The 13,445-nt window shown below is 60.4% G+C and carries 11 protein-coding genes; 2 read left to right on the forward strand and 9 right to left on the reverse strand.

Annotated elements, in window-relative coordinates; all coding sequences use genetic code 11:
* The first annotated feature begins 315 nt into the window (after positions 1-315).
* A complete protein-coding gene (locus ACZ500_RS24310; RefSeq protein ID WP_464230015.1) occupies positions 316-1,746 on the forward strand; it encodes a cobyrinate a,c-diamide synthase in 1,431 nt (476 codons plus the stop codon).
* A gap of 116 nt (positions 1,747-1,862) precedes the next feature.
* Positions 1,863-2,180: a TusE/DsrC/DsvC family sulfur relay protein gene (locus tag ACZ500_RS24315; protein ID WP_464230016.1), complete on the forward strand. Its 318-nt coding sequence runs from the start codon at positions 1,863-1,865 to the stop codon at positions 2,178-2,180.
* 180 nt (positions 2,181-2,360) lie between these two features.
* On the opposite strand, the gene ACZ500_RS24320 is transcribed toward ACZ500_RS24315, so the two are convergent.
* The 9 genes from ACZ500_RS24320 to cimA form a co-directional block, all read right to left on the reverse strand.
* Complete coding sequence (locus tag ACZ500_RS24320; protein WP_464230017.1) at positions 2,361-3,191, reverse strand: nitrilase-related carbon-nitrogen hydrolase; 831 nt, start codon at positions 3,189-3,191, stop codon at positions 2,361-2,363.
* A 143-nt stretch (positions 3,192-3,334) separates the two neighbouring features.
* A complete protein-coding gene (locus tag ACZ500_RS24325) occupies positions 3,335-4,399 on the reverse strand; it encodes a 3-isopropylmalate dehydrogenase (protein ID WP_464230018.1) in 1,065 nt (354 codons plus the stop codon).
* An 80-nt stretch (positions 4,400-4,479) separates the two neighbouring features.
* Positions 4,480-5,538: a ketol-acid reductoisomerase gene (ilvC, locus tag ACZ500_RS24330; RefSeq protein ID WP_464230019.1), complete on the reverse strand. Its 1,059-nt coding sequence runs from the start codon at positions 5,536-5,538 to the stop codon at positions 4,480-4,482.
* A gap of 12 nt (positions 5,539-5,550) precedes the next feature.
* Positions 5,551-6,048: an acetolactate synthase small subunit gene (gene ilvN / locus ACZ500_RS24335; RefSeq protein WP_464230020.1), complete on the reverse strand. Its 498-nt coding sequence runs from the start codon at positions 6,046-6,048 to the stop codon at positions 5,551-5,553.
* A 69-nt stretch (positions 6,049-6,117) separates the two neighbouring features.
* Entirely contained in the window at positions 6,118-7,803 is a 1,686-nt protein-coding gene (gene ilvB / locus ACZ500_RS24340; protein WP_464230021.1) for a biosynthetic-type acetolactate synthase large subunit, read from the reverse strand.
* Positions 7,804-7,968: 165 nt separating this feature from the next.
* Positions 7,969-8,463: a 3-isopropylmalate dehydratase small subunit gene (locus ACZ500_RS24345; RefSeq protein WP_464230022.1), complete on the reverse strand. Its 495-nt coding sequence runs from the start codon at positions 8,461-8,463 to the stop codon at positions 7,969-7,971.
* Between the two features lie 258 nt (positions 8,464-8,721).
* The gene (gene leuC / locus ACZ500_RS24350; RefSeq protein ID WP_464230023.1) at positions 8,722-9,984 is read right to left on the reverse strand and encodes a 3-isopropylmalate dehydratase large subunit; all 1,263 of its coding nucleotides are present in this window, start codon (positions 9,982-9,984) and stop codon (positions 8,722-8,724) included.
* Positions 9,985-10,118: 134 nt separating this feature from the next.
* Positions 10,119-11,660, reverse strand: coding sequence for a 2-isopropylmalate synthase (locus tag ACZ500_RS24355; RefSeq protein ID WP_464230024.1), 1,542 nt, complete (start codon positions 11,658-11,660; stop codon positions 10,119-10,121).
* A 69-nt stretch (positions 11,661-11,729) separates the two neighbouring features.
* Positions 11,730-13,394: a citramalate synthase gene (gene cimA / locus ACZ500_RS24360; RefSeq protein ID WP_464230025.1), complete on the reverse strand. Its 1,665-nt coding sequence runs from the start codon at positions 13,392-13,394 to the stop codon at positions 11,730-11,732.
* Positions 13,395-13,445: the final 51 nt, after the last annotated feature.

The raw sequence follows: 13,445 nt of genomic DNA on the forward strand, positions 1-13,445 counted from the left end.
AAGGGGTTAAACGAGCGCTAACTCCTTGTGAATATTGTAATTAGTTCAATTTTCAAATACTTAACATTGCTTTTATAGTAAATATATTGACAGGTTGTCAATAGAAAAAGACCAGATTTTTGTTGACAAGAAGGGGGCTGCGGGGCCTAATCGGTTCGGTCCCGCTTGTCGAAGGTATCGGCTGGATAGGAATCGCCGGAAGCCGGGCCGCGCCTGTTCGAAGCGCAGAAAAGGGCTCTGGCCAGGCGAGGTTTACCGAGATGGGCCGGGCGCGTCGAGATCTGTAGAGAGGTCGGCCGGAATGGCCGTTTCAGGATGAAAACCGGAAACAGCGTGGTTTCGATACCCCCCAGGATCACCATCAGCGCTCTGCGCGGAGGCAGCGGCAAAACGCTTCTTTCCCTGGGGTTGGCGGCGGCATGGGAGTCACGCGGTCTGTGTGTGGCGCCTTTCAAGAAGGGACCGGATTTCATCGATGCCGGATGGATGTCTTTCGCCGCCGGGCGGGTGTGCCGGAATCTCGATCCCTTTCTGATGACGCGGGAGCAGGTTCTCCGCTCTTTCACGCGCCATGCGCGGGGTTTGGATCTTGCCCTGATAGAGGGGAACAGGGGCCTCTTCGATGGTCTGGATGTGACGGGGTGCTGCAGCACCGCCGAACTGGCCAAATGGCTTCGAAGCCCGGTCATCCTGGTGGTGGATGTCACCATGAGCACCCGGACCGTGGCTGCCGTCGTCAAGGGTTGCCAGCTTTTTGACCCCGATCTGCAGGTCTGCGGTGTCATCCTGAACCGGGTTGCCGGGTCGAGACAGGAAAACCTGATCCGGGAGGCCGTCGAAACCTACTGTGGCATTCCGGTGGTGGGGAGCGTCCCCAAGCTTGGGAAAAATCTCTTTCCCGAGCGGCATATGGGTCTGGTTCCCCATCAGGAAAGCGAGGAAGGGCGCAAGGCGGTTGCCTGGACGAAGCAGGTGGTCGAGGCCCACGTCGATATCGGATCGATCGGGGAAATCCTGGACCGTGAAGGCTCGGGAGAGCTCCAGATCACCGAAGAAGAAGGCTTGTCGGAGATACCGGTTTCTCTGCCGATCCGCATCGGCTACATCCTTGACCGGTCCTTCTGGTTCTACTATCCGGAAAATCTGGAGGTTCTCGAGCGGCTCGGCGCCCGCCTCGTCAGGCTCGACGCCCTGGCGGATCCTTCCCTCCCTCCGCTCGATGGCCTTTACATCGGCGGCGGGTTCCCGGAAACGCAGGCGGCCGTGCTGGCCGCCAATGCGGGGTTCCGCGAGTCCCTGAAGGCGGCGGTCGAGAAAGGTTTGCCCGTCTATGCGGAGTGCGGCGGACTCATGTATCTCGGAGAGTCCCTCGAAATCGACCATGCTGTCTACCCCATGGTTGGTGCGCTTCCGGTGGCCTTCGAACTGATGAAAAAGCCTCAAGGGCATGGATACACCGTGCTGCGGGCTGAGGCGCCCAACCCGTTTTTCCAGGAGGGGACGGTCATCCGTGGGCATGAGTTTCATTACTCGCGGCCTCGATTGACCCGGCCGTTGGATGCCCGCTTCGCTTTCAGGGTCGAGCGTGGCCACGGAATCGACGGCGCACGCGACGGCCTTTGGGTCAAGAATCTCCTGGGCGTTTATACGCACGTGCACGCCGCGGGGGACGACCTCTGGGCCCGGCGGCTCATTGAGAAGGCTCGGGGCTTCGGAGGCGTAGATAGAGAATTTTTTCACGAATAGGCAAAAGAACCGTTGACAAGGTAGAAAAATCAAATTATATTTTTTCACTTAGATTTGAAACACATGCTCAAATCGGTTGGAACGGGGACAATATTTCTAGAAGGAGGTTTGTTGTTATGCCCACGGTAGAATTTGAAGGTAACACCTTCCAGGTCGATGAAGACGGGTTCATCGATGATTTCAATAACTGGAACGAAAGCTGGGTCCAATATGTGAAAGGCACGGAAGGGATCGAGAACCTGACTGACGAGCACTGGAAGGTCATCAACGTGCTGCAGGAATACTACAAGAAAAACGGGATTGCTCCGATGGTGCGGATTCTTTCCAAGGTCACGGGATACAAGCTGAAATATATCTACGAGCTTTTTCCATCGGGCCCGGGCAAAGGCGCCTGTAAAATGGCCGGCCTGCCCAAACCGACAGGTTGCGTCTAGCCGCTCGAGCGATCTCGCGGCGTTTATCTGCAGCATCTCCGTATGGCATGGAATGGTAGGTTGAAAAGCCGTTCCGTGCCTTTTTGCGTCCAGAGACAGGGCTTTCGCCTCGGTGGGGTTTTTCCGGGAAACCTTGAAGCCAACCTGAGCGGGGGGTCGGTTTGTCTGAAGGCGCTCCTGTCAATGGGGTGTTTTCGAGAGGCTGCCATAGAGGTCCGGCCTGCGGTTGGGGAGGAAATACCGCATTCGGTGTGACCGGATGGCGTGCAAGTGGTCTGCTTTGAGGTCCGCAATGAGGATCTCCTCCTGCCGGCCGGCGTACTCCGCTACGATGTGCCCGTCCGGTCCAAGGATCAGCGCTACGCCGGGATACGACAGCCCGCCCGTAGTCTCCCCCACTTGGTTGCATGCGACCGCGAAGACGCCGTTGTCAAAGGCACGTGCCTGGAGGTGCCGCATCCAGCTGTTGCGTTTTTCCTCTGGCGTGCCCCTTGGGGAGGCATGGGGCATAAAGAGTATCTCCGCGCCTCGCAGCGCCAATGCGGTCGAAATCTCCGGAAAATGGGTTTCGTAACAGATCTGAATGCCGAAAGAGCTGTCTTTGAACGAAAAGACCGGAAGCTCGGAGCCGGGCTGGTAGGTCGCTTTTTCGGGCGGTGAGAGATGGGTCTTCCGATAGAAGCCGAGCACGCCTCCCGGAGCGATCACAGCTTGGGTAATGTAGGGAGGTTGCTCCTGCGGCGCCCCCTCCACGAGGCCGGCCAGGATGACCGCCCCGGTGCTCCGGGCGATGTTCGAGAGACGCGCGACTGCCTTCTCCCAAGCTTTTCCTTGTAGGGTGGGCGTCGGAGGCGTCACTTTGTATCCGGTCACGGCCACTTCGGGGAAACAGATGATGTCCGCCTTGCGGGCGGCCGCCTCGCGGGCGAACCGCTCGATGCGCTCCAGATTTTGATCGATGCCCTGCGGAACAGCATGCATGCAAACCGCAGCGACGCGCAGATCTTCCATGGCAGTAAGTGTCCGCCGGAATAAGCCGTATCGAGACCGGAAGGGATCCGCCGATCCTCGCCACGCAGAGCGCCAAAATGGTGGTCGGCGGATCCCTTCCGGTCATTGAGCCCCACTCGAGAATATCCGGATCGGGTCGGGTGTCAGTCCAGGATATACCGGGCAACGAGGTCGCCGACTTCGCTCGTCGTATAGCCCATCCGGCCGGCCTCGAGGCTCTTCAGGTCCTGGGAAAGAACCTTGCGGATGGCTTGAAAGACGTCGTCCGCCGCCTTGTCTTCGCCCAGGTATTCCAGCAGCATCTGGGCGGAGCCGATCGCCGCCATCGGGTTGATCTTGTTCTGGCCCGTGTATTTGGGTGCTGAGCCGCCGATCGGTTCGAACATGGCGGATTGACCGGGGTGGATGTTGCCGCCGGCTGCGATCCCCAGCCCGCCCTGGATGATGGCTCCGATGTCCGTGATGATGTCCCCGAAGAGGTTGCCTGTCACGATCACGTCGAACTGCTCCGGGTTCTTGATCATCCACATGCAGAGGGCATCCACGTGCTGGTAACCCGTGTCGATGTCGGGGAAATCCTTGGCCACATCCTGGAAGACCCTGAACCACAGATCCGATTCGTAGATCAGGACGTTGGTCTTGGCGCAGAGGGTTACGTGTTTGCCTTTGTTCCTCTTGCGGGAGTACTCGAAGGCGTAACGGATACAGCGCTCGACCCCCTTGCGGGTGTTGACCGATTCTTGGATGGCGACCTCGTCCGCCGTGCCTTTTTTGAAAAACCCGCCGCCCCCCGCGTACATTCCTTCGCTGTTTTCGCGCACTACCACGAAGTCGATGTCCTCCGGCCGCTTTCCCTTGAGCGGGGTGTCCACCCCGGGATGCAGTACGACCGGCCTCAGGTTGATGTAAAGGTCCAGTTCGAACCGGAGCTTCAGCAGGACCTCCCTTTCGAGGATCCCAGGCTTGACATCGGGATGTCCGATGGCGCCGAGGAAGATGGCGTCCGTATCGCGAAGTTCACGGATGACGCTTTCCGGCAGGAGGGTTCCGTCTCTCAAGTAGGCTTCGCCGCCAAGATCATAGCGTTTGAAATCGAAGGTGATGGCATGCTTCCGACCTGCGGCCTCGAGGGCCTTGAGTCCTTCGGCCACGACTTCCGGGCCGGTCCCGTCGCCGGGTATTACGCCGACAGTATAGTGCTTTGACATGGTTTTCCTTTCATAGAGATCAGGGCGGCCCGTCCGGGCAGCCCCCGGTTCGGCCGGAAGGCCCCTTTGCGGGTAGGGAGCTATTTTTGCCGCCTGTTTTCGGGCCTCAGGGCGCGGACGGCTGCACCGGCCTGCCACATCTCGGAATGGCGCATTTCGGCCAGTTCCTTATCGAGTTTTTCCTTGTAATCCGGGGCGCTGTTGGCCTCGAGCACGATACGGGTTTCCTCGCCTACTAAGACGCTCTGGTAGAGATCTTCGAAAACAGGCGCCACCGCCTCCCGAAAGCGCTTTCGCCAGTCGAGGGCCCCGCGCTGGGCCGTGGTGCTGCAGTTGGCATACATCCAGTCCATACCGTTCTGCCCCACCAGCCGGATGAGGCTCTGGGTGAGCTCTTCCACGGTTTCGTTGAAGGCCTCGCTCGGGCTGTGGCCTTTGCGGCGAAGGATGTCGTACTGGGCCTCCATGACGCCGGCCAGGGCGCCCATGAGGACCCCGCGCTCGCCGACCAGGTCGCTGTGGACCTCTTTTTCGAAGGTGGTCGGGAAGAGGTATCCGGACCCGATCGCGATGCCGACGGCCTGGGTCCGCTCCTCGGCATTCCCCGTGGCGTTCTGGAATACGGCGTAACTCGAGTTGATGCCGCTGCCCTCGAGAAAGTTCGTCCGTACGGTTGTCCCTGAGCCCTTGGGGGCGACAAGGATGACGTCTACGTTGTCGGGAGGAATGACACCGGTCTGCTCCTTGTAAACAATGGAAAAACCGTGGGAAAAATAGAGGGCGTCACCCGGGTCGAGGCACTGTTCGATGAGAGGCCAGATGGCCTTCTGGCCGGCATCCGAGACCAGCATCATCACAATGGTCCCCTTCCGGGCGGCCTCTTCGATATCGAACAGGGTCTTACCGGGTTCCCAGCCGTCTTTCACCGCCCGATCCCAGTCGGCTGGAAATTTGGGGGACTGGCCGACGATTACGTTGAAACCGTTGTCCCTCAGGTTCATGGATTGCCCCGGACCCTGAACGCCGTAGCCGATGACGGCGATGGTCTCTTTTTTCAGGACCTCACGCGCCTTTTCGAGAGGGAATTCCTCTGCCGTGACGACGTTTTCCATCACGCCGCCGAAATCGATCTGTGTCATTGAATGTCTCCTTCATTGTTTTTCGCGTGGCAGGGCGATCAGGCCGGTCCGCGCGATTTCCTTGATTCCCATTGGTTCCAGAAGGTTCAGGAAGGCCTTGATCTTTCCCTGATCTCCGGTGACTTCCACCATATAATAATCCGTTCCCACATCGACCACGCGGCTGCGGAAGATATCGACCAGCCGGAGGATCTCCGCCCGGTATTCCGGTTTGGCCCGTATCTTCAGAAGGACCAGTTCGCGCTCTACGTGGGCGACACCTGTAAAGTCAAAGACCTTGAGCACGTTGATGAGTTTATTGAGTTGTTTCTTGATCTGCTCCACGATGTTCATGTCGCCGATGGTCACCAGGGTGATGCGGGAGATGTTGGGATCCGTCGTTTCGGCGACGCAGAGGCTTTCGATGTTGAATCCCCTGCCGCTGAACAGTCCGGCGATGCGGGAAAGAACGCCGGGTTGATTATCCACCATCAGCGAGAGGATATGCTTTTCTCGATGTTCGTCATCCATCGGTATTTCTCCAGGTTGTTTGAAATTGGGATACTGCGGTTTGCACCCCGCAGGGCGCGTCAGCGGGGGCTAGACCAGCAGCATGTCGGTGATCGGGGCGCCTGCGGGCACCATGGGGTACACCTTTTCCTCCCGCTCTACGACGAATTCCATGATGACCGTCCTGGGCATGGCGAGCCCCTGCTTTAGGGTTTCCTCGACCTCCTCGGGTTTGGTGGCACGCAGCCCGACCGCCCCGTAGGCCTCAGCCAGTTTGACGAAGTCCGGCGCATGCTCCATCCCCGTACAGGCATAGCACCGATTGTAGAAAAGCTCCTGCCATTGGCGCACCATGCCGAGATACTGGTTGTTCAGGATGATGATCTTGACCGGCAGCCCGTATTGGACGGCGGTGGCCATCTCCTGGATATTCATCTGAATGCTTCCGTCCCCGGCAATGTCAACGACCAGTTTGTCGGGCCTGGCCACCTGCGCCCCGATGGCCGCGGGCAGGCCGAAGCCCATGCAGCCGAGACCCCCCGAGGTGATGAAGCTGTTCGGCTGGTCGAAGTGGTAGTACTGCGCCGTCCACATCTGATTCTGCCCGACCTCCGTCGTTACCAGCGCCTGGCCTGCCGTCAGTTCGTAGAGCTTCTCGATGACGAACTGGGGCTTGATGGTGTCCGTCTGAGTATAGGCGAGCCGCTTCGTGCTCTTCCACTCCTCGATCTGGTTGATCCAGGAGTCCCTTGCCTTCTGAACGTCGCTGAAATTCTCCTTTTCGAGCAGTTCATTCAGCATTTCAAGGGTCTGCCGGCAGTCTCCCACCACCGGTATGGTTACCGGTATGTTTTTGCGGATAGAGGTCGGGTCTATATCGATATGGACGATCTTGGCTTGATGCGCAAAGGCGTCGGTCTTTCCCGTAACCCGGTCGCTGAACCGTACGCCGATTGCGATCATGAGGTCGCAGGCCGCGGTCGACATGTTGGCCCGATAGGTTCCGTGCATGCCGATCATGCCGAGCCAGAGCGGCGTCCGGGTGGGGAAAGCCCCCAGTCCCATGAGGGTCGTGCTCACGGGTGACTGGATCTTTTCAGCAAATTTCCTCAGTTCCTCCGAGGCCTTGGAAAGGACGACGCCGCCTCCGGCGACGATCATCGGCCGCTTGGCCTCCTTGATCAGTTTCACCACCTTGTGAAGCTGCTTCGTGTTGGGCCGGTAGGTCGGCTGATACGACTTCAGATTGACATCCTTCGGCGTCCGGTATTCGCATTTCTTGCTCATGAGGTCCTTCGGGAGGTCGATGAGGACCGGGCCGGGCCTTCCGGATTTTGCGATGTGGAAGGCCTCCCTCACGACCCGCGCCAGGTCTTCCACCTTTGTGACCAGGTAGTTGTGCTTGGTGCAGGGCCGGGTGATCCCGACGATGTCGACCTCCTGGAAGGCGTCGTTTCCGATCAGCTGGGTTGGAACCTGCCCCGTGAGGACGACGATCGGGATGGAGTCGAAATAGGCCGAGGCGATCCCCGAAACGGTGTTGGTCGCCCCCGGACCGGAGGTCACCAGGCAGACGCCGACGCGCCCGGATGCGCGCGCGTAACCGTCGGCGGCATGCACCGCACCCTGCTCGTGGCGGACAAGAATATGCCGGATGTCGGTTTGCACCAATTCATGGTAAATGTCGATCACGGCACCCCCGGGGTACCCGAAAATGGTATCCACCCCTTCTTCCTTCAGGGATTGCATCAGTATCTTGGCTCCAGTCAGTTTCATCCTGTTTTAACCTTTCATTCCGGTTGAATCCATGCCGCATCGATTTCGGTGCGGGTATCCCCGGCAAAGCATGCCGCCGGTGCAGCCCTCTCCGCCGCGGCCGGCCTCACACGTTTCGGTGGAGTGCCCTGCGTGTTCTCGAATGCCTGTATCCGAGGGACTGAATCAGGCACGGGCCTTCTGCTTGACGTAGTCTACGAGCCCACCGGCCAGGATGATCTGGCGCATGAAGTCCGGAACGGGTTTGGCATCGAAAACCCGGTCCTGCCCCACCACGCTGATGCGGCCGGTGGTCAGATCCACATCCAGGCGGTCCCCTTCCTCGACGGCGTCGGCCGCCTCCTCCGATTCCAGGATGGGCAGCCCGATGTTGAAGGCGTTGCGGTAAAAGATGCGTGCGAAGCTCTTGGCGATGATGACATCGATCCCGGCCGCCTTGATGGCCCACGGGGCATGCTCGCGGGACGAGCCGCAGCCGAAGTTGACGCCGGCGACGAGGATGTCCCCTTTCCGGACATCCCCCGCGAACTCGGGGCGCAGGTCCGCAAAGCAGTTCTTCGCCAGGATGTCTTTGTCGGATACATTCAGGAACCGCGCGGGAATGATGAGGTCCGTGTCGATGTGATCACCCAGTTTCCAAACCTTGCCTTGAAAATGCATAGTGCGTATGTCCTCCAGGGTACCGGTCTGTACCGTTCTGCTTTGCGGGATCGCGCCGATCCAGCCGTTGGTCCTGATGAGGAAGCGGCAGTCGAGGTGCTGCGCCTCCGTGGGATGTTGGGGCCCCCATCTGTGGCCGGGGGCCCCCGTCTAAGCCCCTTCCGGGTGGGAAGGGGGGTGCTTTCCTCCCTTGTTGAGGGAGATGTCTGGGCATTGCCGCGCTGATGAGCCGGAATGCCCATTCGGCACCCGCTCCCCTTACAGCGCGTCGGGAGCGGTGATGTGCCCGGTTACGGCGGATGCGGCTGCAACGGTAGGATTGGCCAGATAGACCTCGCTTTTCGGGTGACCCATCCGGCCGATGAAATTGCGGTTGCTGGTCGAAAGGGCCTTCTCGCCTTCCGCCAGGATGCCCATATGGCCTCCGAGACAGGGCCCACAGCAGGGTGGACCGATGACGGCGCCAGCCTCCAGGAGCGTTTCGATGATGCCCTCCCGGATTGCGTCCCGATAGATGGTCGGCGAGCCGGGGATGACGATGAGCCGGGTCCCGCGGGCGACCGTCCGCCCTTTCAGAATGGCTGCGGCCTTGCGCAGATCGCTCAGGCGCCCGTTGGTGCAGGATCCGATGAAGACCTGGTCCAGCTTGACGGTGCCGGCCTCCGCAACGGGACGGACGTTCTCCGGCGAGTGGGGGAAGGCGACCTGCGGTTCGAGGGTCTCCAGGTCGATCTCGACCACCTCTTCGAAAACGGCGTCCGGGTCGTCCGCCAAATACAAGCCTTCCCGCCGGCTTCGCCCGGCCATATACTCGCGCGTGATCTCGTCGGGGGCGAAGATGCCGTTCTTGGCACCGGCCTCGACGGCCATGTTGGCCATCGTGAAACGGTCGTCCATCCCGAGCTGTCCGATCCCTTCTCCATTGAAGGCGAGGGTCTTGTACCCGGCGCCTTCCACCCCGAGGAGCCCGATCGTTTTCAGGATCAGATCTTTCCCGCCGACCCAGGGTTGCAGCCGGCCGTGATAGATCACCTTGATGCCGGCGGGCACCTTCAGCCAGATGCGCCCCGTGGCCATGATGACGCCCAGGTCCGTGCTGCCGACACCGGCTGAGAAGGCCCCGAGTGCGCCGTAGGTGCAGGTGTGGCTGTCGGCCCCGATCACCAGGTCGCCCGGCACCACCAGGCCTTTTTCAGGCAGGATCACGTGCTCGATGCCGGATGCGGACAGTTCGAAATAGTGCTCGATGTCGTACCGGGCGGCGAAATCCGCCATCAGCTTGGCCTGCTGCGCCGACGGGATGTCCTTGTTGGGCACGAAGTGGTCCGGGACCAAGGCGACCTTTTCACGGTCGAAGACCCGGTCCAGGCCGAAGCCCTCGAATACTCCGATAGCCAGCGGCGCCGTGATATCGTTGGCGAGTGCCAGGTCGACCTCGACGTCGATGAGGTCACCGGGTTGAACGGCATCCCGCCCCGCGTGCCGGGCTAGGATCTTTTCAGTCAGTGTCATGGGCGTCATACGATTTTTTCCCTTTCTGGTTTTCGTTTCCGGGTCTTGCGGCCCGGCGCTCCAGGCCGCTGAGACGGTCTTCGGGCAGCGCACGGCCGGCGGCTCGAAAAGCCTGCAGCCGGGCCATCGGCTCGACCCGGGATCTATAAAACCCGTTCCTCAGCTGAAATGGAGGGGTTGCGCTTCATGTACTCGAGGCGGTTCAGGCCGTTCAGATACGCTTTGGCGCTGGCGGTGATGATGTCCGGGTCGGCCCCCTTGCCGAGGGCCACCAGGCCGTTTTCCTGGAGCCGCACCGTCACCTCCCCCTGGGCGTCCATGCCGCCGCTGATGGCGTTGACCGAGAACCGGATCAGTTTGGAGGTGGTCCCCGTCATCTTGGCTATGGTGTTGAAGGCTGCGTCTATCGGCCCCACGCCAAACCCGGCGCTCTGGGCGGTTTCGCCGTTGATCTTCAACTTCACCGTGGCCGTGGGGACCGCCATCGTCCCGCTCACGACATTCAGGTAGTCCAACTGGAAGGTGTCCGGCACCCGCAGGATCTCCTCGGCCACGAGGACCTCGATGTCTTCGTCCAGGATCTCCTTCCGTTTGTCGGCCAGTTCCTTGAACCGGTCGAAAAGGCGGTTCAGATCGTTTTCGGACAGGTCGTATCCCATGTCCGCCAGCTTCTGTTTGAACGCGTGTCGGCCTGAGTGCTTCCCGAGCACGAGGCGGTTGCTGGACAGGCCGATCGTCTCGGGCTCCATGATCTCATAGGTCATGCGGTTCTTGAGGACGCCGTCCTGGTGGATGCCGGCCTCATGGGCGAAGGCGTTGGCGCCGACGACGGCCTTGTTGGGCTGCACGACGATGCCCGTGATCATGCTCACCAGACGGCTGGTCGGGAAGATCTCACGCGTCTGGATGGAGGTCGAAAAACCCAGGATCTCCCGCCGGGTGAACAGCCCCATGACCAGTTCCTCGAGCGAGGTGTTCCCGGCCCGCTCCCCGATGCCGTTGATGGTGACCTCCGCCTGGCGCGCACCGGCCTTGATGCCGGCCAGGGTATTGGCCGTCGCGAGGCCGAGGTCGTTGTGGCAGTGCACACTCACGACCGCGCGGTGGATATTCGGGGTGTGTTTCATGACGTAGGCCACCAGTTCGCCAAATTCATCCGGCAGCGCGTATCCGACGGTGTCGGGGAGATTTACGGTTGTGGCGCCCGCATCGATCGCTGCTTCGAAGACCCGGCAGAGAAAATCCCGGTCGCTCCGCGATCCGTCCTCGGCCGAAAACTCCACATTCGGCGTGAGCGATTTGGCATATTTGACGGCGGCTACCGCCGCCTCCACCACCTGGTCTCGGTTCATGCGCAGCTTGTGCTGCATGTGGATGTCGGATGTGGCGAGAAAGGTGTGAATCCGCGGTTTGGCGGCATCCTGGATGGCCCCCCAGGCCTTGTCGATATCGTCTTTGCTGGCCCTGGCCAGGGCTGTCACCTCGGCCTGGTGGATGTGGGCCGCTATCTGTTTGACCGCGTCGAAATCCCCTGTGGAGGCAGCCGGAAAGCCGGCCTCGATGGCATTGACTCCCAGCTTTTCGAGTTGCCGGGCCAGCCGCAGCTTCTCCGCGGCATTCATGCTGGCTCCCGGCGATTGTTCACCGTCCCTCAGCGTTGTATCGAAAATCTTGATCTCTTCCATAGCGCGTCAGCCTCCCTGATTCAAGAAAATAGCGTGGTTAAAAGACAGTCTCTGATGCTTCAGGGGATGCTAATGCCCAAGGGCCCGCCGCAGACTTCCACTGAGGGAAGGATCTGCGGCGGCTGCCTCCGTAGGAGCGGGTGTCATGTCGTTTAAGGGATTGTCGGTGACAGAGCCTTTGGACAGCTTGTACTGCACACTGTCCACCAGGGCCTGCCAACTGGCCTCGATGATGTTTTCGGAAACCCCGACGGTCGTCCAGATTTCGCGGCTGTCGCGGGATTCGATCTGCACGCGGACCTTGGCGCCGGTGCCTTCGCTGCCGTCGATGACGCGCACCTTGAAATCCACCAGCCCCATTTCCTCGACCTCGGGGAAGAATTTCCCGAGCGCCTTCCGGAGGGCGTGGTCCAGGGCGTTGACAGGTCCGTCCCCCTCGGCGGCCGTGATTTCCACCTCTTCGCCGACCGAGATCTTGATGGTGGCCTGGGCGGTGTCTTCGCCGTCGCGGTTCTTCTCGATCGTGACTCGGAACGACTCCAGCACGAAGGGATCCTGGTACTGACCGGTGACCTTCTTGATCAGCAGTTCGAGCGATCCCTCGGCGGCCTCGAACTGAAACCCCTGATCCTCCAGTTCCTTCACCCTCTGGACGACCTTCTGGCTGTCGTAGCCGTTTCCGCCGAGCTTGATCCCCAGTTCCTGGGTCTTGAACTCGATATTGCTCTTCCCCGACAGGTCGGAGACAAGGACGCGGCGGCGGTTTCCGACCTGCTCGGGTTCGATGTGCTCGTAGGCTGCAGGGTTCTTGAGGATGGCGCTCACGTGCACGCCGCCCTTGTGCGCGAAGGCGCTGTGTCCGACAAACGGGCGCTGGTTCACGGGCGGGACGTTGGCCACCTCGCTGACGAAGCGCGAGAGCTCGGTCAAGAGCCGGATCTTTTCGGGTGGAATGCAGCCATAGCCCATCTTGAGTTGTAGGTTGCCGATGACGGCGATCAGATCGACGTTGCCGCACCGTTCGCCGTACCCGTTGATGGTCCCTTGTACCATGACGGCGCCGCTCTGCACCGCGGAGAGGGAATTGGCCAGGGCCAGACCGCAGTCGTTGTGGGCATGGATCCCGAGCGGCGTATGCACGCGCGGGGCGACATGTTGCATGGTGGTCTGGATCTCGCCGGGCAGGGTGCCGCCGTTGGTGTCGCAGAGGACCAAGAAATCCGCTCCGCCATTTTCGGCGGCGACGAGGGTCTGCATCGCATAGTCCTGATTGCGTTTGAACCCGTCAAAAAAGTGTTCGGCGTCGTAAATGACTTCCAGGCCTTTCCCTTTCAAATAGCGGACGGTATTCTCGATCAGGTCTACGTTTTCCTCCAGCGTAATGCCGAGGATCTCCTCCGCGTGCAGATCCCAGCTTTTGCCGAAGACGGTCACGGTCTGCACCCCGGAGTTCAGCAGGGCTTGAATACTGAGGTCGTCCTCGGGCTGCATCTGCGCCCGGTGGGTGCTTCCGAAGGCGGTCAGACGGGAATGTTGAAAGGCATTGCGTGCGCCCATCTCGAAGAAACGCGCGTCCTTCGGGTTCGAGCCCGGCCATCCGCCCTCTATGTAATGGATGCCGAAGCTGTCGAGCTTGCGCGCGATTCTGAGCTTGTCCTCAGCCGAAAGGTTGACCTGTTCACCTTGAGTTCCATCCCGCAGAGTCGTGTCGTAGATGATGATCTGTACCGCCATGGTGTTGCTCCCTTTTTGCAAAAGACCAAAAAAAATCCGTTATCAGGCGGA

The sequence above is a fragment of the Desulfatiglans parachlorophenolica genome (assembly GCF_055394735.1).